This is a genomic window from Duganella fentianensis, assembly GCF_964031615.1.
Classification (GTDB): Bacteria; Pseudomonadota; Gammaproteobacteria; order Burkholderiales; family Burkholderiaceae_D; genus Rugamonas; species Rugamonas fentianensis_A.
Genome location: NZ_CAXIQN010000019.1, coordinates 63,780 through 85,922, shown reverse-complemented (window position 1 = coordinate 85,922; position 22,143 = coordinate 63,780). Strand labels below are relative to the sequence as shown.

The following is a 22,143-nucleotide window of genomic DNA, read 5'->3' as shown; positions in this document are numbered from 1 at the left end:
CAGGACAATTAAACCACGGAATGGCGTGGACTTCAGGCTAGCCGTGTCAGCGGATCGGCCAGAATATTATCCACCTGCCGGCGCGCTTCATCACAGGCAGCACGGATGGCATCGGCCTGATAGGCGCGGACAAATTGCAGGGTTAACCCTTCGAACACTTCCAGCCCATCCGCTTCCATCCGCGCCAGATCGCAGCTTGCCGTCCACTGGCCGTCCGTGGTGGGCAAGGCCGTCGGCAGTATGATCCAGCCCCGATAGAGTATTTTGTTCATGTCGCGCTCCATGCCAGTCGGTTCCAGCCTAGCATGGAGCGGCGGCGCGGCGCGCACGACTGCTGCGCGCTGCCGCGTGCTGCTTAGTCTTCGCTATCGAACTTGCCGACGCGGCCGATAGGCTGCTCCATATTGGCGAGGAACCACGTCAGCGACGTCAGTACGGCGACGTGGCGTTTGAGTTCCAGCGTATTCACCTTGTCCAGCGTATCGGCGGCCGTGTGGTGGTAGTTGAAGTAGAACGAAGAATCCACCAGCGGTTCGAATACGGGCACACCGGCCCGTTCGAGCGGGCCGGTATCGGCCGCACCGGCGATGTCGCGTCGTTCGAACACGCCAGCGCCGATAGGGTTGAGGGCATCGCGCAACGGCGCAAAGTACTTCACCATCGGCGCCGTAACGCTACCGATCAGACCAAACGGACGGCCACCACCGCTATCCGATTCGATGGCGGCAAAGTGTTTGTCCAGCAGATGCTTGTTGGCCTCGAAGTAGGCCTTGCCACCACGGGTGCCGTTTTCTTCGTTGGCCCAGGCGATGACACGGATGGTGCGGCGCGGATGCAGATCCAGCTTGCGCAGCGTTTCGATCACGCCCATGGCACCGGCCACGCCAGTACCATCATCGTGCGCACCCGTACCCAGATCCCACGAATCGAGGTGACCGGAAACGATCACCACTTCATCGGCCTTGTCGCTGCCGGGCCAGTCGGCGATCACATTGAAGCTATCCACGTCCGGCAGGGTCTGCGGCGTCAGCGTCAGGTGCATTTTCACGGGACCGCGCTTGAGCAGACGATCCAGCAGCAACACATCTTCGGTGGTAATGGCGGCGGCGGGAATGCGCTTGCCGTCGACCAGACCGGTGGCACCCGTATGGGGAATCCGGTAGGTGGCGCCACCCACCGAGCGCACCAGCGCTGCCGCCGCCCCCAGCTCGGCCGCCATTTTCGGGCCGGCGTATCGGAAGCCTGCGCCGGGGCCATAAGCGGCACCGGCATGGCCACGGTCAGCCAGTTCCTGATCGAACGGCACATCCATCAGCACGATCGCACCTTTGACCTGCGCAGCCTTGGCCTTCAGTTCTTCGAAGCTGCGCACCACCAGTACCGGCGCCGTCAGGCCCTGTGCCGGCGTAGCACCGGAACCACCCAGTGCCGTCAGCACGATCTTCTGGGTGATACCGGCCGGACGGCCAGCATAGTCCACCAGTTCCGCCGTCTCGGCGCCACGCACCCAGTGCGGCACTTTCACCGGCTGCAGCGTGACTTTGGCACCCAGCTTGCGCATCGCCTCGGCCACCTGCTCCACTGCCGCGGCATAGCCGGCCGAACCGGACAGGCGCGGGCCGACCAGATCGGTCAGATCGGCCAGCCGGTCGTAGGCCCAGTCGCTCTCCATCGCGGTGGCGCGGATGCGGCTCAGAGTGGCCGCATCGTTCGGGGTGGCAGCGCTCGTAGCAGCAGTAGCAACGCCAGCGACGAACAGGCAGCTGGCAATGGCGGTCAAGGCAAACTTGGTAGCTTTCATGGTTTTCCGGATAGAGGCGAGAGAGGGTGTGATTAGCCGCGCAGTCGAGGCTTAGACGAAAAATGATCTAAACGATAACCGATCATGAGGTTCTTGTCATTAATGTTGATTTGTTATCGCTACTGCTCTACCATGATTCTTCAACCTGTTGAAGAAAACGCCCATGCTCAAAGGTACACAGTGCACGCTACGTCACCTGCTCACGGCCGATCTGAACACCTTTATCGCGCTGGTGAACGACCTGCCCTCGCGCGGCGACTATTTTTCCACCCACTTCAAATCGCCCGAAACACTGCGTAAAGAGTTCGCTCAAACCAGCTTCGTCACCGAGGAGAGTGAACTGTTCGTGATCGAAGACCAGCACCACCACATCATCGGCGTGATTACCCACTTCAAAAGCCGCACGCCAGTCACCCGCGAAATCGGCTACCGTCTATTCGATAGCGCGCTGGCGGGACGGGGCTATGCCAGCGAGGCCTGCCGCCTGCTGGTGGATCACCTGTTCAAAACCCAGACCTACCACCGGCTGGAGTTGCAGATCGCGCCAGAGAACCTGGCCTCGGTGCGGGTGGCGCAGAAGTGCGGCTTCTCGGCCGAAGGCATCCTGCGCGAGAGCTTCTTCATCAACGGCCATTACCAGAGCGTGCAGGTATTCAGCCTGCTGCGGCCAGAATGGCAGGCAGCAAGGCGTTAATTGTTACAAGCTATTACCGCCCGGCCCAGATTGTAAGCAGGTGTATAAGACATGGCAGTCTGCCACCCATGCGCTATAGTGACATCACTGGCTCAGTGATCTTCCCGATCCGGCCTACGCAAGGGGAATACCATGTTGAACAAGAAATCGATGATTCTGGCTATAGTCACCGCAGCGGCGGTATCGTCCTCGGCCTACGCCGGCGAACGCGAGTTCAACACGCTGGCCGGTGCCGTGGTCGGCGCCGCCATCGGCAACAGTAACGGCGGGCGCGATGGCGCTATCGTGGGTGGTCTGATCGGCGCTGCCGTGGGTAACAGCATCCGCAGCGATGACCGCTACTCTGACCGTTACTATGACCGTGGCCCCCGTGGCCGCTATGTGGAAACCCGCGTCTACAGCCAGCCCGCCCCCGTGTACTACGAACCGGCTCCGGTCTACTACGCGCCAGCTCCGCGCGTGGTGTATGTAGAACCGGCCCGTCCTTACTATCGCGAAGTGCGCGAGTACCGCGAATATCGTGAAGAACGGCGCGAACGTCACCACCATCATCACGACCATGATCGCTGGTAAGCACTAGCCCACACACACATCAACCCCGTGCCTTGCGCGGGGTTTTTTTATCCCCCCCGCTAGGCAGACATCACAGAGTTCGCTACGGGGGAAAGCATGACGATCATAACGCTGGAACTGGGCCACTACCGGCTGCAGGAACAGATCGGCAGTTCCGCTTACGGTGTAATCTGGCGCGCCAGCGGGCCAGCCAACACACGCGATGTGGCGCTGAAATTCATCAACCACGCCCGCATGGAGCAGGCCGGACCCGCACTGCGCGAGCGCTGGATTACCAGTGCCCAGAACGAGATCGGTTTTTTGCAGGCGCTGGAACCATGGGACGAGCGCCATATCGTGCGCCTGCTCGACAGCGGCTGGCATCAGGGCCTGCCGGTACTGGCGCTGGAACTGCTGGCCACCGATCTGGGGCGCCATATGCAGCAGCTACGCAGCCGGCAGGAAGCCCTGCCCCTACCGCGCCTGCTGGGCTGGATCAGCCAGATCAATCAGGCGCTGGCCAAGGTGCACCAGTACGGCTGGCGCTATCTCGACCTGAAACCGGCCAATGTGCTGCTGGACTGGGGACTGCAGAACGTCAAACTGGCTGATTTCGGCACCAACCGCCACGGTCTGCATAGCCAGTTGCACTCGTACGCAGGCACCGCCAACTGGCAGGCGCCGGAGCAGTTCTTCCCGCTGCAGCAAGGCAGTTACCAGAGTTCGGCCAGTAGCGACTACTTCTCGCTCGGTGCCATGTTCTACTTCCTCGTGACCGGTGGACGGGCGCTGCAATTCTGTAGCGATTGCGGCAACGCCTACCGCATGCACCACACCGCCGGTGCCGGGCTATTGCTACAGGCCAGTGGCGGCAGTCTACCCGCAACTCTGCTGGAGGACGAAGCGGCGCGCTTTGCTGCCTCACTGCCGCCAGCATCGCGCGATAGTGCGCTGCTGCTGTTGCGCAGCCTGCTGCAGGCCGATCCGGCGCAGCGGCCGCGCCATGCCATCCAGATCAGCCGCATGCTGCAGGCCATACAGGGCATGCCGCCGGAACGCCACTACCTCGATGTGACCGATCCCGTGCGCGGCATGCGCCGCCCTACCGCCGCCAATGGCTGGCAGACCATGCGGAGTGCCTGACCATGTCGCCGCTTTCCCGCCTCGTACCGCCCATCCTGCTGCGCATGCCAACGCGCCCGATCGCACGCCCGGTGCCACGCCCGGCGCCACGTCGAAGACCGCCGCAAACCAGCCGTCCCCGCTGGCCCACCGTAGATGGGCGTAGCGCACTGGCCATCTGCGCGGCGCTGCTGCTCCCAGCCGCCCTGCTGGCACTACACTGGCTGGCGCTCACGCGCGCCCCCGCAGCATGGCAGCCAGCGGCGATTACCCTCCGTCTCGCGGCGGGCGAGAGCATCGATCTGGGTGGGCAAGAACTGGCTGCCACCCACGCAGACCGGCGTCACCTGCGTGTGCGGCGCGATGCACAGCGTGGCTGGATGGTGCAGAACCTCAGTAGCAGCCACGCCCTGCTGCTACAGACAGGCGCGCTGGAACAGCCTAGCGGTGCGCTTGAACTGCAGGCCGGACAGCGTGTGCAGATCGGCACACAGGTGCTAAAGATAGAAGCCAGCAGCCGCCAGCAGCTAGCCTTTAGCGCCGCTGGTCATCAGTGGCGCTACGATGGCGCGCTGCTGTACCGCGATGGCCAGCGGCAGGCGGCCTGTCCCCAGACCAGCTGGCCGGCCCGTCTGGCAGCTGGCTGGAATAGCAGCATGCCCCACTGGCTAACTGTAGGGCGCCCCCTCACACTGGGCGGCAACCTGTATTGCGACAACCGGCTAGGTCTGGAACTGGGTAGTGCCGGCGCCGCGCGGATCACGGCGCAACAGGGACACTTCATACTGCACACATCTCGCCCTGACGCCGCCAGCCTCCCTGTGCTACTACTGCCAGAGCAGCTGGCCGGAGCGCCACAGGATCTGCGCCGTCAGGAGTTGCTTCTGTCCGACGGCATGGTCATGATCGTCGGCCACACCCGCTTGGGCGTCACAACGAAGGGGGATAGCCTGACTCTGCGTCCCAGCCAGCATGTACGCCTGTTCGCCACGCCCGAACTTCCGCTTCCACCCGCACTGCACTGGGAATGGCGCCAGCGCCAGCCGGGGCTGGAATCTGCGCCCGCCGCCGTGCGTACGCTGGCAATGTCACTGGCGACCTGTGCGGCAATTTTGCTGGGCCGGTATTTACTGACCATGCTGCGCCTGCAGAGCAGCGCCCTGCCCGCACTAATGGAAAACGCCGCCGCCCTGCTGCTACTGGCCTGCGCCGCCACCGCCCTGTATCTGCAGCGCAGCCTGCAAGCTGTTCCCGCTATGATCTCGCTATTGCTGGCTGGTTGCGCCCTGCTACTCTGGCTGGCACATCCGGCACGACGGAATCTACTCGGCATCTGCGCCGCCAGCCTGCTGGCACTGGGCCTGCTGTCGCAGCTCGAACTGGGGCTGGGCGCCAGCGATACGGCATGGCTGCGCTATTACCAGAAAAGCTGCGCCCTGCTAGCGCTGGGCATGAGCGCCGCCGCAGTATGCCTGCAATGGCTACAGACCCGTCAGCACCGCGGCCGCCATCTGGCGCAAACCAGTATCGAATGGCTGCTCGCTGGCTATGCTGCCTTCGCGCTGGCCGGCCTGCTGTTGCAGGTAGTGCTAGGTGACGAAACCGGCGTGTTCGACCTGCAGCCGGTGGAACTGGCCAAGCTGGCGCTTGCCGCCCTCAGTGCCCACTGTCTGGCGCTACGCTTCAACTGGCATAGCCAGACCGGCAACACCACCAGCCTGGCCGAACGCAGCGCCCGCTGGCTGCACCTGATTGCTCCCGCCCTGCTATTCCTGATGCTGCTGGCGCTGGCGCTGGTGCAGGTCGACGATTTTTCGCCCCTGATCCTGCTACTGGTCTGGACTAGCGCCATCGCGCTAGCCTACGCCGTCGCCGCACAGCAGCGGGCTTTGCTCGCCACAATACTGGCACTGGGCCTGCTCACCGCCGCCGCCATCGCCGCACTGCGCCTGCTGGGCAGCGACGAAGTGATACGCTGGGGCTTTTATGCCGACCGCTTCCTCGTCTGGCTGCAGCCGGCACTGCACCCGCATACAGGCCAGCAGTTGCTGGCAGGTGCACAAGCAATTGCAGCGGGTGGCTGGTGGGGTAGCGACGGCCTTCTGGGTCTGCGTACACTGGGGCAGCCGGCGGGCGAGGTGCTCAGCGTTCCGGCCATACAGGACGATTTTGCTGCATCTTTCTTCCTTAACCGCCACGGCCTGCTGGCCGGACTAATGCTGTGGTGCCTGCAGGCCGGCTTCCTGCATGCGCTGCTGTGCGCCGCGTGGCACAACTACCGGCAGGCCGTGGCAGCGCGCCACTTCCGTCAGGCCTGGCTGGGGCGCTTCCGCTACTTAATGCTGACAGGTGCCGCCGCGCTGGTGTTCGGCCACTTCCTGCTTTCGTGGGGTACCAATCTGGCGATCTTCCCCATCATGGGCCAGCCCATGAGCTTCCTCTCCGCAGGCGGCAGCCATCTGCTGTTTTTCCTCTGCCCCCTGCTAGCGTTTAGTGCCTTCAATGCGCCATCCATGCAAGGAGAATGAATCATGCCAGTCTATGTACAACACGAGATTTTGCGCCGCATCCCCGACGTATTCAACGCCGAAGCCTTATGGCAGGCGCCCGGTCTGGCGCTGTTTTCGCGCCGGCCACTGCTGCGCGATCTGCTCGAACGCAGCCCGCGCGAGCACCGCGGTCGCGCCGCCACGCGCTGCTTCAGCCATATCACGCTGGCGCTACCGCAGGAAGAAGTCGATGATGACTACCACCTGAGTCGCGGCGCACGGGCGCGCGATCTGGCCCAGTCCCTCACCAGTCTGCACCAGAAAGACTTTGCCGATCTGCTGGGTGGCGAACAGGTGCGCTACGACGTGGTCGGCACCGATACGCTGGGCGCAGGCGAAGTTGAGGTGCGTTTCGGCCATGCCGTGTATCTGCCGGCGCCAGATGAAAAAGTGCTGTACAACGTCAGTCTGTCGCGCGATAGCGCCGTGTGGCATCCCGTCTGCCCTATCTATCCGGCCCAGCGGCTGGTGCTGATCGGCGCGGCCGGCAGCGATGCCAGCCACGCCAGCGCGCACTGGCCATTTGGCCCCGATGCCAGCCTGCTGATCCTGAACGATGGCGCCGATGCCCCACCGGTCGTGCAGATGCGTCCCAAGGAAGGCTATCAGTGCAGCTACGATGCGCGCAGCGGCTACTACACCATCCGTACCCTGCCGGAGCAGACTGGCAACACCCGCCTGCTGGTCAAAATAGCCCGCCGTGCCGGCGTGCCTGCGCCCGGGCGCTCCATTGCAGCCGCTCCCGCGACAGCAACCGCGACTGTCGCCACACCAGCACCTGCAGCTAAGCCCGCCAGCCGCCCTGCCGTCTGGCAGGAACGGCAGTCCGGTCAGCGCGCCATCGCCGCGCCTGACGGCGCCGCCAGTGTGCGCAACGACTCGGACTGCTGCGTCCGCAGTCATTCCGCAAGCGCCGAAGCCACTGCCATCCCCGTGCGGCGCCAGCAGCCTCCAGCGCCCATCGAAAACGATGCCACCTACGCTCCCAGCAGCACGCAGCGTATCAGTCTCGTCGCACTGGCCCTGCCGCGCCTGAGCCGCTACCGCGATACAGGAACACAGGCACTGGCACTGCCGTTCAACCGTCAGATGGCACTTTCGGCCGGCGCCGAAGCGGTCATCAGCTTTATCGTCAACAGCAACGACGAACTGTATGTGGCCAGTACCGAAGGTCGCCAGCGTATCAGCGCGCCTGCCAGCTTCAATCCCGTCGATGGCAGCACCATTGCCCTACTGCCCGCAGCGCCGGCCATGGCAGAGCGCTATTGCGCCCTGCTAGGGCTGGCCCGCCCGCTGGGCACAGCCGCACCAGTCGGCGCCCGCCTGCACTTTGGCCGCCATTCACCTGCGCTGGCAGGGCTGCGCATACTGGGCGAAGCACGCTTTCTGCAACGCGCCAGCGGTGCCGCCGCGGGCGTCGAACGTATCGGTCTGTCGCGCGAAGCCTTCAGTTTCGAAGCCAGCGCACGCGGCTTCCTGATTGCACGGCTCAGTGCCAGTCAGGCGCTCTACCATCTCGACGAGACCCTGACTTTCGTGGCCAGCATCGAACACGCCACCAGCGATGCGCCGTATCTGCTACCACGCGGTCACCATCTGGTAGCAGGCCCCTATGTGCTGCGCTTCGATGCCTGAAACGGGAGCTGCCATGCACCACGCCGTGCTCCCCGTTGCCGTGTATGCCGCCGCCCTGCTACTCACGCTGGTGCTGGCGGCGTACTGCACGCCACGCAACTGGTGGCGCCAGTTAAATCTGCGCGCCATTGCGATCACGCTGGGTGGCACACTGCTGTTCGGCCAGTTGCTGTGGCACTGGCTACCAGCGGCAGCTGGCCGGGCCGCGACACCGGAGCACTTCTCGCCGGTGCGCTTCGCACCTGCGCAAGCCAGCGCAACGCAGACTGGTGGCGCACCGCCAGCCTCCGGCCGGTCCGACTGCTGCGCCGCGCTGACCAGCGCGCAGGCCTACACCGTGCATCGTTCGATCAACTTGCGCCGCGCCGCCAGCATCCGCGCCGAGCGCATGCGCACCATCCCCGCCGGCACACTCGTCACGCCTACCGGTACTCGCCATGGCGACTGGTGGCAGATCACCGCCTGCAGCGCCGGCCGCTGCGATACGGGCTGGGTCAGCAGCCTGTGGCTGCGCCGCAGCGAAGAACATCAGGGACACGCACCATGAACGGAAACCCGACGGCTGTTTCCTCCGCCAATTCCACCGCGCCGGCACGGATTTCGGCTAAGCTGTGGCCTTTCCCACTGCGCCGCGCCACTCCACCTATGAACAGCCTGAGCGAGCAACTGGATTTCGGCGCCAGCCTGATGGTGGCCGCCCGCTGCGAAGCCAGCATCAGCAAGCTGCAGGTGCCGGAAAATCAGGACAATCTGCTGCTGATCGATGCCCACGGACAGGCCGTCTACATGCATCGGCAACAGCCGTGCCGCCGGCACATCCGCGGCTGGCCGCAAGGTCATGTGCGGCTGGCGGTACTCGATGGCATGGGCGGCCATGGCCACGGCCGCGAGGCCGCAGAAGCCGTGACGCAGGCGCTGCTGCAGGTGCCGGCCTTCGATACGCTCGCCCAAATGGGCCAGCAACTGGACACCGTGCACCACCAGCTACAGCAGCAGTTCCGTCAGCAGCACGATAGCGACAGCTTCCGCCGCCCCGGCACGACGCTAACGCTGCTGGAAATCCCCGCGCAGGGCGACCCCATGCTGTACCACGTGGGCGATTCGCGCCTGTACGAGATCAGCGCCGAAGCTGCCCGCCCGCTGACCGTAGACCATGTGCCCGCCACCGCCTATGCCATGCACGGGCTGCTGGATGAACAGCAATGGTGGCAGCAAGTGCATGGCGAACATCGCCCCCAGATCGCGCAGGCCTACATCCTCGGCAATGCCTTCAGCAACCCGCAAGTGCTGGACGATCGCCTGCATGCGCTAGATCAGGCCAGCCTGCCCGGCTTTCTGCAGCACCTGCCGGACCGGCGCGCCGTGCGCTTGCGTAGCGACGCGCTCTACCTGCTGGCCACCGACGGCTTCTGGTCCTGTGCCCGGCCCGATCTGTGGGTGGCGCGCTGGCCGCAACTGCTGGCGGCAGCGCAGCCAGCCCGGCCGCTGGCAGCCGCACTCGACGCGCTCTACCACGACTACGCCCACAACCCGCCACCCGCGCTACACATCGATAATCTGAGCGCTATCCTGCTGCGTTCGACGCGTCACCATGACCATCCCGCCGACAGCAACGTTGATGAAACAGCACTACCGCAAGCAGCAAATCCCCACGATTAATGCAGGCGTGGCAAAAGCGCCATGGCGCCGGCTAAAAATCAGCACCAGCATGTGCGCGCGGATTGCCAAAATGGCCTAAAAGCGCCTACACTGAGGGGTATCCCAGTGCCGGTTCATCATGAAAAAATGCAGTAATGCCCAGCATCCGCATTGCACCTACTGGGTCATGCCTGGAGCGCAGACTTGCGAGGGTGGCCACACCCAGCCTGCACCATCCAGTTTTGACCTGCTCAGTGCCATGCGCTCGGCTCGTGCCACCTCCGCCGGCACGGCGCTTGATGCTGCGCCGGCACAATTCCCCGCTCCCCAGTATGCCCGTCCCGTCCAGCGCGCCCAGTCGGCGCGCCCGCAATTGCACATCAGCGGTTTCGATCCCCGTGCAGCCGGTGGCCGGCAAGCGCTGAAGATGAGTTTGCGCGGCATGCCGGAAGGCTGCGCGCCCGAGCTGATTTTGCAACTGCAATCCGATCTGATCCCGCACGGCGCTACCCAGCAATCGTTCGTGCGTGCCAGCGGTGGCGAATGGCGTCCCGTATTTGCCGAGTTTTCCTCGCGTGGCAAGGAGCACGGCCAGTACCAGATCAGCATAGAGCTGATCAGCCGCCATGCCGGACTGGCCACGCGCAAATGGGTCTGCACTTTCGTGATTCTCGTGCCGCGCCCCGACGCCACCCTGACTGAAATCCACCGCATCTTCCTCAGCACGCACAAGAATGTGCGCGTGATGGCGGACGATGCGGCCATTGCCCGCGTCAGCGCGCCGGATGGCCATAGCGTCGATATCGACGTCACAGCGCGCAATGCCGGTATCGCCCAGCTCGATCTAGGCGCCAGCAGCGGCAAGGTCGATCTGAGTTTCCCCACCATCGCGTGGGATGAAGACCTGATTGAAATCGACATGCCGCAAGGCGCGGCCATGCATCCTCACCCTAGCCGTGCGGCCAGTCTGGTGAATGCTGCGCCGGAAGCAGGCACCCAGCGTCAGGTGCGCCTGTTCGCACTGGAAGAATGTGTGCTGGGCCGTTTCGAGCTGGTCGATCCGGAAGCTAACCTGCTGCTGACCCACTACACGCCCGACGGGCAGGACACCAATGGCCTGACGCGCCGCCTGTCTGGCCGCCATGCCGTTATCCGCCGCGCCGGTAGCGGTTTTGAAATCGAGGATGTGTCGCGCTATGGCGTGCTGCTGGATGGCGTCTGGCCCGGCAAGCACAAACCCGTCACGCTGCGGCTCGGCATGCGCATCGAACTGACGGCCAGCATCAAAGGCATCGTGGTGCTGACGGTATCGGCCATCATGCCGCATGGCGTGATCCTGCACCGGCTAGACCATGGCGCCAGCGCCGAATGCTATTACCTCTTGATGCCGGAATGCCATCCCGGCTATCCGCTCAAAGCCTATCCGGCCACCCCGCAGGCCGCCGCCCTGCCCGTGCTGCTGCACCGTGATGGCGGCTTCTGGCATCTGGATCAGGTCACCGGCAAGGAAACCGCCTTAGCCCCCACCACACCGCTGGATAAACTGAGCCGCATTGCACGCCCCAGCCGCTTCGCCAGCGATCCGTATCCGGAACACTGGATCATCCGCACCCACGCCACCGATCTCTACGAAACGGTGGCAGCAGGCGCCATGTCCACGGCCTGAAACTGCACTAGCACTTAGCGTGGCAAACGCGCCGGTAGCGGGATGAATTCCGTTTCACCGGGCACGGCATCGAAACGCTGCGCTTCCCAGTCGGCGCTGGCCTGCACAATGCGCTCCTTGCGCGACGAAACAAAATTCCACGACATATAGCGATGCCCATCGAGCGGCTCGCCACCGATTACCACCAGGCGCGCCGCGCTGTGCGCGCTGACCTGCGGCACCGTGGCCGTATCCAGCAGCGCCATGGCATGCAGCGCCAGCGCCTCGCCATCCACCGCCAGTTCGCCGCTGATGGGATAGATGGCCGCTTCCGGTGGCAGCTGCTCCAGCGCTAGCACGGCGCCCGCCTGCAGCATCACATCCAGATACAGCGTGCGGCTATAGGTCTGCACGGGCGACGTCAGGCCGAAGGCGGACCCCACCAGCACCCGCACACAGATGCCGGCAGCATCGTATTCCGGTATGGCCTCGGCTGGCGTGTGGCAGAAACCCGGTTCGGTCTCTTCGTACGCCAAGGGCAGCGCGGCCCATAGCTGCAGGCCGTGGGTGCGGTGTGGCACGCCCACCAGATCAGCAGGCGTACGTTCGGAGTGGACAATGCCACGTCCGGCCGTCATCCAGTTGATGGCACCCGGTTCGATACGCTGTACGCTGCCGACGCTGTCGCGGTGATCCATCGCACCTTCGAACAGATAGGTCACCGTAGCCAGCCCGATGTGCGGGTGTGGCCGCACATCATGGTTGGCATGGGCGGGCACGTCGACCGGCCCGAAATGATCGAAGAAGATGAACGGCCCGACCGCCTGTTTGACCGCCGCAGGCAGATAGCGGCGCACCATGAAGCCGCCGCCCAGATCCTTCTCGTGACCTTTGATGAGGGTAGTAACGCTCATGCGCTTAGCCCAGCACCGTACTGATTTCCGTCGTGACGGAAGCCATCAGCTTATGGATAGGGCATTTCTGCGCAGCCGCCAGCAGTTCGGCGCGCTGGGCATCCGTCAGGTCGCCGCTCAGATGCAGGGTAACCGCCAGACGGTACACGCCCTGCCGCTCCTCGCTGGCATCGCGCTCGATACTGACTTCGACGTTTTCTAAGGGGATGTTCTTGCGCTTGGCATACCACACCACGGTCAGCGCCTTGCAGGAGCTCAGTGCCGCATCATACAGATCGTGCGGCGAAGGGCCGGCATCGCTACCGCCTTCTGCGACCGAACCGTCGGTGGAAAAAATGTGATCGCGCACATGAACAATGTGGCGCATAGGCAGCGACTGGTCGCGCAATACCCGGATAGTCATACGGCGGTCCTTTAAAGGGGAAACAAAGAACCGCTAATTTACACCGATTTTAAAACTCCCGTGCGCGCCCGCAGAATGGAGCGCGCACAGGGGGATTAAACCACCTTCTTGACGAATTCCGTCTTCAGACCCATCTGGCCGAAACCGTCGATTTTGCAGTCGATATCGTGGTCGCTATCGACCAGACGAATGTTCTTGACCTTGGTGCCCACTTTCACGGTGCCGCCACCGCCTTTGAGTTTCAGATCCTTGATCACGGTCACGGTGTCACCATCCTGCAGGATGTTACCAACCGCGTCACGATACACACGGGCGGTTTCTTCCGAGGCTTCGGTGGCAGTAGCGCTCCATTCGTGGGCGCATTCCGGGCATACCAGCATGGCGCCATCTTCGTAAGTGTATTCGGATTGGCATTTAGGGCATGGTGGCAGTGCGCTCATGGTAGTAGTCCAGTAGTAAAAGAGAAAGGCCGACAGTATACACCCCGCCGCCCGCTAGACCAATTTCCTCGCCACCCTGAAACCGACGATATCGTTTGCCAGTACGGCAGAAAAACCATTCCGCACAGCCGAACGCAGATAGCGCGGGTTGTATAGCCACGAGCCGCCGCGCAGCACGCGGCGCGCTTTGTCACCGTCCTGCTCCCACGCGCTACCATCGGTGGGTGCGCCTTCATAATTTTCGTGCACCACGTCCTGCGTCCATTCCCACACATTGCCGTGCATGTCGAACAGCCCCCAGGGATTCGGCTGGAAGCTGCCAAATTTATTGGTCCCCTGCAGGAAGGCGCCACGCGGTCCGTTGTTATAGGTGTAGTTGCCATCGTAGTTGGCCTGCTCGGTGCTGATGGTGTCGCCCATCGAAAAGGCCGTGCGGGTGCCGGCGCGGCAGGCATATTCCCATTCGGCCTCGCTGGGTAGGCGGTAAGTCTGGCCGGTCTGTTCGGATAGCCAGGTCACGTATTTCTGTGCATCGACCCAGCTTACGCCGACCACGGGATGCTCGTCGTTCTGGGCAAAACCGGGCGCGCGCCAGTCCGTATCGGACAGCGACTCCCAGCCGGTAGCGCGCACGAACTGACGCCACTGCCCCACGGTCACGGGGAAGCGTCCCAACGCAAACGAATACTCGATGCCGACCCAGTGCTGCGGCAGCTCGCGGTCCAGCCATGCTTTCTGGGCACCGGATTTGATGGCGGCCGCGCGCTCCACTTCGTTAGAGCCCATCTGGAAGCGCCCAGTCGGGATCAGCACCAGATCCGGCCCGACACCCGTACCATCAAGGAAGCGATCGCGCAGCACCCCGCTGGCATCGGCCACGGGGCTGCCGGCGGTGGGCCGCAAGGCTGCCAGTTCAGCGGCGTGGCGCTCGGCCTGCTGCTTGCGGTGGCGTTCCTGCTCGGCGCGATAGGCTGCTTCCGCCTTCAACTGGGCAGCCTTGCGCTGCTGTTCGGCGCGTTCCTCGCGCGCTTTCTGCGCATCGGCTTCACGCCGTGCCAGCAATTGTTCGCGCAAAGCCTGCTTGCGTGCCTGCGCCGCTGCTTCCGCTTCGGCGCGCTGGCGCGCTTCGATCAGCTTGCGCTGCTGTTCTAGCCGGGCTTTCTCGGCGGCGGCTGCGCGTGCTTCCGCTTCGCGCTTCTGCGCCAGTTCGGCCGCCTGTGCGCGGCGCTGCTCGGCGTCGGCGCGCTGCTGTTCCAGCTTGGCGGCCTGCGCTGCCTGCGCTGCGGCCAGCTCGGCCTGACGCTGCTGCTCGCGCTGCGCGGCCGCAAGTGCCTGCGCCGCCAGTTCTGCTTCACTGGGGCCAGCGGCAGCACGCAGGGCCTGCAACAGTTCGGCCACGGAAGCGGGCCGCTGTTCGGCCAGATAGGCAAAGCCCTGCTGCAGCACCTGCCACTGGGCCGGCTTCAGCGCCTGCGGTGGCGACGGATGAAAATCCGCCATGCGCATGGCTTCGAACGGCAGACGGCCTTCCAGCAACTGGTAGATCATCACCGCCACAGCATACACGTCTAGCGTGCGTGCAGGCTGGCGCTGATGGGTGCCTGCTTCGGGCGCGCGGTAGCCGGCCGTGCCGGCGTTCGGCGTCTGCAAGCCGAGGCTGCTGCCCGCGTTGCGGACGCGCGAGGCGATACCGAAGTCCAGCAGTTTGATATCGCCATGGCTGGTCAGGTACACATTGCCCGGCTTGATATCGCGGTGCACCAGCTTGTGCTTATCCCACGCATAATCGAGTGCATCGGCCAGCGGTTGCAGCAACCGGTAGATGGCTTCCGGCGCCAGCTTGCCCTGGGCTGCCAGATAGGCATCCAGATCTTCCCCTTCCAGATACTCCATGATGATGAAATAGCTGGAAGTGGCGGGATCCTGCGCCCATTCGTACACCCGCACGATATTCTCGTGCGCGAGGCGGCGCGCCTGCGTGGCTTCTTCGATGAGCAGCTTGGCATGGGTGGCGCTCTGGGTCAGTTGCGGCGGCAGAATCTTCAGCGCCACCATCTCGCTATGCCCCAGTTCGGCGTGGGTCGCCAGATCCGTCGCCTGCCACACTTGCCCCATGCCGCCCATGGCAATCAAGCGTTCCAGCCGGTAGCGGCGGTTCTGCGGGCCAATTTCCTGCCCGGTCATAAAACCCAGCTCCGTACCCTGCCGGACCGGTAGCGGCTGCGCAGCCGCTGGCCCACCGGGCGGCGCATATTCTGCGTCCAGTATGGCGTTCTTGCGACGGTCGAACTCCTGCAGGCTCAGTAAGCCGTCGTCATGTAAAGCCCGCAGTTCGCGGATCCGGTCTCTTGCTGTCTGCATCATGATTCGAAATTACTGCCTCTTATTCAGCCGCCAAGCTTGCTGGTTTCCTGCAAAGCCACGCCACAGGTAGCGCAAAATCTATCGTCCGCATGAGCGGCGCGCAGCGCGTGGCCGTTGCTGCAGCGCGCCGGCGCGACGGTTTCAGGCACGCTGGCGGCCGGCTGCGCTGCCCCCACCACCTGTGCGTGCGCATGGATCTGCGCTGCATTCATGCCAGACTGTATCTGCAAGCCCAGCACCTGCGCCAGCGCCGGCACATTGGCAGGCGATGCCGTGGCCAGCTTGGCCGTGTCGCTGATACGGTTCATGGTTTCCATGCGCGCCAGTTCGTGGCTCTGTTGTGCCAGCAGTACTTCGTAGTCGCCCTTCCAGCGCGCATAGCGTGCTTCGCGCTCCTGATCGAGCTTACGTAACTCCTGCTGCCATTGCAGTTCCTGCTCACGCTGACGCAGCTGCTGGCGTTGTTCTTCGACGGCCAGCTGATCGAGCATGGCCTGCTTGGCGCTGGCCTGCTGCTGACGCGTATGCAGCTGATCCGCCTCCAGCGTGCGCAGCAGCTTTTCGTGCTGGGCCTGCGCCTCGGCCGCCACACCCTCGCGCTGCATCTGCTCGAGACGCTGACGTACCTGCGCCACTTCCACCGCATTTGCCGCGTCCTTGACGGCATCGGCCCGCAGCAGGTCGCGCTGACGCGCCAGCGCCTGCTGGTCTTCCCACTCCTGCACGCGCTCCGCTTCGCGCCGCCGCGCCAGACTGGCCAGGGTCAGGCTTTGCAGTTGCTGCTGATGGGCTTCCGCTTCGATCGCCAGTTCGCGCTGCTTCTCCGCTTTTTCCTGCTCGCGCAATGCCAGCAATTCCTGGCGGCGGTGAGCCTCATCCTCGATGCGCAAAGCGTTTTCGATCTGGTTTTCGATCGCCTGCTGACGCAACTGGTGCGACAGCCGCTGCTGCGCCAGCTGCCGCTGTTCGGCCGCCGTCTGCTGCAGCACTTCCAGTTCCGTCTGCATGCGGATACGTGCTAGCTGACGCACATGCTCCCAGTCTGCCGCCTCGCCATCGCGTCGTGCCTTGTTCTTCGCCAGTTCATGTTCCAGATCGGCCAGCACCGTACCCGCGCCTTTATCCAGCGCCACCTTGCGCGTCTTGGCGTCCATGATGCGGCTGTACAGATCCACCTCGCGCGCACGCAGCGCCTGTAGCCGTTCCGATTCCTTCAGCGTCAGTTCCGCCTTATCGATACTGGCATCCTGCTTGAGTTCCGCACGGCGCAGATCGGCATGCAGCTTGCGCTCCTCGCGCGCGATGGCGGCCCACTCTTCCGCATCGTATAGCTGATCCAGCTGGCGCGTATGTGCAAGCTGATTCTGCCGCTCATCGGCTACCAGCCACAGGCTGCCGACCCGTTCGCGGTTGTGATCATATTTGTCATGGCGTAGCGCCACCGTCTCGACCCGCTCCACCGCCAGCCCGTAGCTGGCCAGCCGCAGTTTCAGGCCGGACTTCAGACGCTCATCCAGCTGCTGGCGCAATTCAGTGTTATCGGCCATATCGCGTATCGAACGGCTGGCGACGAATTCACTGGCCAGCTGGCGTACCGAAGGCTCCAGCAGCTCCTGCAGGTGGCGCGTCGTCACGGTGCCGGGCACCGTCATGAAGTGGCGCGCAAACGCTGGCACCTGTTCGATCAGCAGATTGACGGTAAAGCTGGCGGCCAGCTTCAGTTGTTCCGCCGTGCGCAGCTGCTCGAACTCGAAGCTAACCGGCAAGGCTACGCTGCGGGTAATCAGGATTTCTGCGTGCTGGTTGCGCAGCAGATGATTGAGACGGGTAAAGAATCCCTCGATTTCGTACTCGCCCTGCGGCACCTCCGTCGCCTTGTCGGCTTGCAGAATATAGGCACGCGCCATGGCCGGCACGCGCAGCGTCTTGGTGAACAGGCCGGACAGGCTGCTGACGCCGAAATACACCGCCAGTTCGTCCTCCGCCGGTATCCAGCGGTTATCGCGCAGCACCGGCGCATTGCGCGGCGCGCCCAGCGTCAGCCCGCAGTGCTGGCAGTAGCCCGACGGGTCGTCGTTCTTCTGCTCGCAGCGCGGGCACTTGACGCCACCAAAACCAAACTTGCGGAACATGTCAGACTCCCTCAACCATTCATTCTGCGGATTACTCTGCCATCAGCCGATTCTAGCAGGGCAGCTCCATTCCTGCGCGCGTTAGCGCACCATTTAAATCATGCCGATCCGGCCTATGCAGGCCAGACTGGCGCCACGCTGGCGCAACTGCGCCTGATAGCCGGCCGGCAGCGTGCCAGCCCAGTCAGCCGGCAGCAGGATACGGTCGCCGGCGCCGGCTTGCCGGAATATCAATGCCAGTTTGGCCGCCTGTCCGTCCACTGATTCCACCAGCCCTGCATGCCACGCACTCGACTGGCCGCTGGCGATCAGCCGGCCACGGGGCAGAAATTCGCGCCCGCGCGCCATGCGGTCGGCCATCACCAGAGCCAGTTCATACGAGGCACCCTGAAACTCTGGCTGGCCGAAACGCACCAGCGTACGCCAGCGTCCCAGCCCATGGCCGTCGAAATGGCGTGCCGCTGCCAGCGCCTGGCGCAGCGCCTGCTGTCGGGATGGTTCCAGTTGCGGTGCGCTGATGCTGTCCTCCTCGCTGGCCGCTCCATCCACCGTATCGAGCGGATACACGCTGACCTCTACCCATGCGAGACTATCGTGCAAGCCGCCGCAATATAGGGGGAACCAGCTGCGCACGGACGCCACACAGTCCGCCTGATCGGCATGACCGTGCAGCGCACCGAGATGGCTGATGGCAATGCAGCGGCCATCAGCATGCGGCAGCGGTGCAACGAGCGGCTCGGCATGTACCAGCAAGCTGTCTTCTGCCTGCAATACCAGCGACGCCAGTGCTGCCGACACCGCGCCAGATAGTGCACCTCCCTGCCGCAAACGCCCCAGATGCCAGGCGTCGGAGCTCCCCAGCGCCAGCACATAGGGGACGGCGGGCCGGTAGACGCCACGTACCATGCGGTCAGCCAGCACAGCTGCCAGTTCCCAGTCGCGCTCCTGCGCTGTCGGGGCCACATCCATGCTGAGCACAACCTGATCGCGTGTATCCAGCACCGCTTCCGTCAGGCGTGCCATGCGCACCACCTGCTGCATGCGCTGTGCCAGTGCCGGTGCGGCCGCCACAGTGCATTTGACATCGGCCCGATTGGCACGCGGACGCCGGCTGGCGGTAATCGTCAGCAGACGCCCGTCGGCCAGCACGCTACGGCAGCACGCCGTATCCGGCACTGTGTCAAGCGGACGGTTCATGCGGCCTCCTCCAGCGAGGGATAGGGCTGGCGCCGGCCAGCCAGCCCGGTTTCCAGATTGGCGCAGATGCGCTCGGTCTGGTCGAGCAAGGCCAGCCATTCGCTACTGCGCGCCAGCTGCATACGCGCCAGTACCGTCCATGCTTCATCCAGCGCCTGCACCGCCAGCGCGGTATGGCCGCTGCGTCGCTGCTGCTGGACGGTAGGGAGCGCCTGATCCGGTGCTGCCCAGCCTAGTGCCGGCATGCTGCCCACATTCAGCGCGGCCATGCCCAGCCGCAGCAGCACGGCCTGATGCTGCTGGAAGGTGCTGACACCGGCAGGCAGCTCCAGCAGGCGCAAAGCACTGGTCAGCGCCGGCAGTTCGAGGAACAGGCGGCGCAAGCCAGCCGCATCGTCCTGCGCGCTGTAGTGCTGCATGCAGGCGGCGGGCGGCTCTGCCGGGGTGGCGACCATCGGAGCGCCGGTTTCCCTGGCGCCGGCCGCCGGAGCGCCGGCCGCCGGAGCGCCGGCCGCCGGGTCGCCGGCCGCCACATCTATCGCGCGGCTGCGCAAGATGGCGGCATAGTCGACCTGCGGGGCCAGATCGACGGGCACACAATCGTCCACTGTCAGGCCGAAACGGGTATATACCAGCTGGTTCAGGCCAGCGCGGAAGGCATGCCATTCTTCTACCGTGGTACAGGGCGGCAACTCCAGCGTCCCCATTGCCAGCGCATGCTGCAGCGCACTTTGTAGCGCCAGCTGCAATTGCGCACAGCTCAATGCTGCCGTTACCTCGCTGTGCAGGAACAGATCGAAACGCTGCTGCGACACACGCGGATTGGCGGCATCGACCAGCACGCGCAGCCGCAGCCCCCATTCCGGCGCGGCGGCAAACGGCCGCAGATCCAGCGAATACGGCCCCGCATGGAAGCACCACGCGCGCTCGTCCTGCGCCAGTACCACTTTGCCTGCGCCCAGCCGACGGGTCTGGCCATCGGCACCGCACAGCACCAGCATGCAGCCGGCGGGCGCCAGCGTACCTGCCGCGCAGGGCACGGCGATCAGACTGTCGCCTAGACCTGCGACGTCGGTGCCGCCAGCTTTGCGGCGCGAGAACAGGCCCATGAATGTCATCCTGCCGGCGCCACCACGAAGCTGGCACCATGCTGCTGGAAGTGCCGCGCCGGTGGGCTGGCAAACGGCCATGCGCCTTCGCATTCGCCGTCGCTATCCAGCACACCCTGCAGCACCAGTTTGCCGGCACCATCGAGCACCTGCAGACGCCAGCACTGCTGCACGGCCACGGCGGCAAACGGCGCATCGGCCAGTAAGGCGAGGATCACGCGCCAGCCAGACTCGGCTGGTACGAAATCCAGCGTCCAGTAACCATCTTCCGTGCGCAGGCTCGCCAGTTCGGTGGCAGTTGCGGCAGCGCGCAACATGCCCGTGCTACCGTTCCAGCCCGTAGCAGCAGAAGCTGGCGCCGCGCTACGGCGCTGCTGCCCCAGCAGGCGGAAGCGACGCAGGGTCAGCGGCGACGCCTGCAAGGCGCTACGCTCGGCCGGCGTCAGCGGGCGGCTACCATCGAGCGCTTTGAGCAGCGTCTCGTCGGCCAGCAGCAGACGGTCGTCCGGGGTAGCCCGCTTGAGCAGCAATTGCTCTTGCAATCTGGCTTCCAGCTCGGTGATTATCGGTTTCACTACTTTCTCCTTCATGCTGCCACCCCGGTGCGGACAGCATACAGCTTATCGATGGCCAGATTGCGCCGCTTGCGCAGGGTGGGCATGGAAATACCATCCAGTGCCGCCAGTTGCATCAGCGTGGGCAGTTCGCCCGTGGCCGGATCGAGCCAGACATCGGGATAACTAGCATCGTTCGGGCCCAGCAGCTTGTGGTACACGGCCAGCCGGATCGGCAAGCTTTCCTCAGCCAGTATTTCCAGCAGACGGCTGCCGCCATGCTGCGCCAGTCGCGCCAGTTGCAGATAGCCGGGGGGCAGAGAAACACCGACGGAACGCTGCTGTTCTAGCACGCGGGTGGCGTCGTCCGGCGCTGCCAGCCGTGCGGCCATGTCTGCCAGCGCATCGTCCTCGTCAGCCGCTGCCGCTGTATCAGCGCCATCCAGCGCATCGCTACCTTGGTCTGCATCGTCTGCATCGGCAGCCGGCGCCAGTAGCTGATCTGGCCCGCTACTGTGGCCATCCAGCTCGTACTGCTCCGATTCGTGTACTACGCGCCAGTAGTCTTCCAGCCAGTTGCCGGCCTCGCCCGCATCGGCACGAAACGCCTCGGCGCTGTCCAGATTGGCCGAAAGCTGCTCGTACTCGCCGATTTCAGCCAGCATGGCGGCGATGCCCGCCGGATTATTCTTCAGACTGGCGAAGCGCTTGGAGCGCGTATGCAGGGGGCCGGCCGCGCCGCCAAACTGCTCCAGCGTAGCGCTCCATGCAATCACCCACTCTGCCTTGCAGCCGGCAATCGACTTCATCTGCCGCACTTCGATGGGAATGCCGTGCAGCGCTCGTCCCAGTATCGCGCCCACCTGTGCCGTATGCGCCTGCCAGTCGGCAAACAGGGCGGCAATTTCACGGTAGGCTGTATCCAGCATCCGGTAAGTGTAGATACGGTTGGGCGAACAGTTGCGACCAGTCGCCACCGTATAGGCATCAGCATCGATACGGTCACGCAGACCGGCATATAGGTCATTGATCTTCTTGCGCAACATGCCTTCGCAGGCGGGATCTCGCCAGAATGCGCCGCTGCGCGCCAGCTCCGTCTCCAGCGTGGCAAGGAAGGCCTGCCAGAACGCTGGCTGCGCCGGTAGTTCGTACAGCAGACTCAGGGCCAGCTCGCCCACGCTATCGCCATAGCTATTGCCTTCCGCCGTGGCTCGTGCCGTATGGCGGCAGGCGTGCAGCAGCGCGCCCGTCTCGTCGACGTAACGATCGAGCAGAGCGGGATCCTCCAGCTCGTGCGGTGCCAGCTGGCGCAACACCTGCACACTGGCTTGCCCCAGCAATTTCCGCACTTGTTCCCAGCCCGGCTCCTGATACCGCGTTCCTGGCAGACGCAT

The 22,143-nt window shown here is 64.3% G+C and carries 19 protein-coding genes; 8 read left to right on the top strand and 11 right to left on the bottom strand.

The window, feature by feature from the left end:
• Positions 1-32: 32 nt before the first annotated feature.
• Positions 33-272, bottom strand: coding sequence for a hypothetical protein (locus ABNT42_RS13050; protein WP_348697582.1), 240 nt, complete (start codon positions 270-272; stop codon positions 33-35).
• An 83-nt stretch (positions 273-355) separates the two neighbouring features.
• A complete protein-coding gene (locus ABNT42_RS13045; RefSeq protein WP_348697581.1) occupies positions 356-1,801 on the bottom strand; it encodes a M20/M25/M40 family metallo-hydrolase in 1,446 nt (481 codons plus the stop codon).
• Between the two features lie 163 nt (positions 1,802-1,964).
• Between ABNT42_RS13045 and ABNT42_RS13040 the strand changes: the two genes are divergently transcribed.
• The 8 genes from ABNT42_RS13040 (at position 1,965) to ABNT42_RS13005 (ending at position 11,657) form a co-directional block, all read left to right on the top strand.
• The gene (locus tag ABNT42_RS13040; protein ID WP_348697580.1) at positions 1,965-2,495 is read left to right on the top strand and encodes a GNAT family protein; all 531 of its coding nucleotides are present in this window, start codon (positions 1,965-1,967) and stop codon (positions 2,493-2,495) included.
• A 132-nt stretch (positions 2,496-2,627) separates the two neighbouring features.
• Complete coding sequence (locus tag ABNT42_RS13035) at positions 2,628-3,068, top strand: glycine zipper domain-containing protein (RefSeq protein ID WP_348697579.1); 441 nt, start codon at positions 2,628-2,630, stop codon at positions 3,066-3,068.
• A gap of 96 nt (positions 3,069-3,164) precedes the next feature.
• Positions 3,165-4,190, top strand: a complete 1,026-nt coding sequence (locus tag ABNT42_RS13030) for a protein kinase (RefSeq protein WP_348697578.1) — start codon at positions 3,165-3,167, stop codon at positions 4,188-4,190.
• A 2-nt stretch (positions 4,191-4,192) separates the two neighbouring features.
• Positions 4,193-6,697, top strand: coding sequence for an FtsW/RodA/SpoVE family cell cycle protein (locus ABNT42_RS13025; RefSeq protein ID WP_348697577.1), 2,505 nt, complete (start codon positions 4,193-4,195; stop codon positions 6,695-6,697).
• A gap of 3 nt (positions 6,698-6,700) precedes the next feature.
• Positions 6,701-8,353: a hypothetical protein gene (locus ABNT42_RS13020; RefSeq protein ID WP_348697575.1), complete on the top strand. Its 1,653-nt coding sequence runs from the start codon at positions 6,701-6,703 to the stop codon at positions 8,351-8,353.
• A 13-nt stretch (positions 8,354-8,366) separates the two neighbouring features.
• Positions 8,367-8,900, top strand: coding sequence for an SH3 domain-containing protein (locus tag ABNT42_RS13015; RefSeq protein ID WP_348697573.1), 534 nt, complete (start codon positions 8,367-8,369; stop codon positions 8,898-8,900).
• Positions 8,897-10,012: a protein phosphatase 2C domain-containing protein gene (locus ABNT42_RS13010; RefSeq protein ID WP_348697571.1), complete on the top strand. Its 1,116-nt coding sequence runs from the start codon at positions 8,897-8,899 to the stop codon at positions 10,010-10,012. The genes ABNT42_RS13015 and ABNT42_RS13010 overlap by 4 nt, the downstream gene beginning before the upstream one ends.
• A 118-nt stretch (positions 10,013-10,130) precedes the next feature.
• Positions 10,131-11,657 (top strand): FHA domain-containing protein, encoded by a 1,527-nt coding sequence (locus ABNT42_RS13005; protein ID WP_348697569.1) that lies wholly within the window; start codon positions 10,131-10,133, stop codon positions 11,655-11,657.
• Between the two features lie 14 nt (positions 11,658-11,671).
• On the opposite strand, the gene ABNT42_RS13000 is transcribed toward ABNT42_RS13005, so the two are convergent.
• The 9 genes from ABNT42_RS13000 to ABNT42_RS12960 form a co-directional block, all read right to left on the bottom strand.
• Entirely contained in the window at positions 11,672-12,550 is an 879-nt protein-coding gene (locus ABNT42_RS13000; RefSeq protein ID WP_348697567.1) for a pirin family protein, read from the bottom strand.
• Positions 12,551-12,554: 4 nt separating this feature from the next.
• On the bottom strand, positions 12,555-12,953 hold the full coding sequence (locus tag ABNT42_RS12995) for an OsmC family protein (RefSeq protein ID WP_348697565.1): 399 nt from the start codon (positions 12,951-12,953) through the stop codon (positions 12,555-12,557).
• 95 nt (positions 12,954-13,048) lie between these two features.
• Positions 13,049-13,393 carry a zinc ribbon domain-containing protein YjdM gene (locus tag ABNT42_RS12990; RefSeq protein ID WP_348697563.1) on the bottom strand — a complete coding sequence of 115 codons (345 nt, stop codon included), beginning with the start codon at positions 13,391-13,393 and terminating at the stop codon, positions 13,049-13,051.
• Between the two features lie 54 nt (positions 13,394-13,447).
• Positions 13,448-15,757 (bottom strand): SUMF1/EgtB/PvdO family nonheme iron enzyme, encoded by a 2,310-nt coding sequence (locus tag ABNT42_RS12985; protein WP_348697561.1) that lies wholly within the window; start codon positions 15,755-15,757, stop codon positions 13,448-13,450.
• 23 nt (positions 15,758-15,780) lie between these two features.
• On the bottom strand, positions 15,781-17,889 hold the full coding sequence (locus tag ABNT42_RS12980; protein WP_348697559.1) for a hypothetical protein: 2,109 nt from the start codon (positions 17,887-17,889) through the stop codon (positions 15,781-15,783).
• Positions 17,890-17,982: 93 nt separating this feature from the next.
• A complete protein-coding gene (locus ABNT42_RS12975) occupies positions 17,983-19,086 on the bottom strand; it encodes a hypothetical protein (RefSeq protein WP_348697557.1) in 1,104 nt (367 codons plus the stop codon).
• A complete protein-coding gene (locus ABNT42_RS12970) occupies positions 19,083-20,195 on the bottom strand; it encodes a hypothetical protein (protein ID WP_348697556.1) in 1,113 nt (370 codons plus the stop codon). Before ABNT42_RS12970 ends, ABNT42_RS12975 begins: the two co-directional genes overlap by 4 nt.
• Before the next feature lie 5 nt (positions 20,196-20,200).
• Complete coding sequence (locus ABNT42_RS12965; RefSeq protein WP_348697554.1) at positions 20,201-20,770, bottom strand: hypothetical protein; 570 nt, start codon at positions 20,768-20,770, stop codon at positions 20,201-20,203.
• Positions 20,771-20,781: 11 nt separating this feature from the next.
• Positions 20,782-22,143, bottom strand: coding sequence for a hypothetical protein (locus ABNT42_RS12960; protein WP_348697552.1), 1,362 nt, complete (start codon positions 22,141-22,143; stop codon positions 20,782-20,784).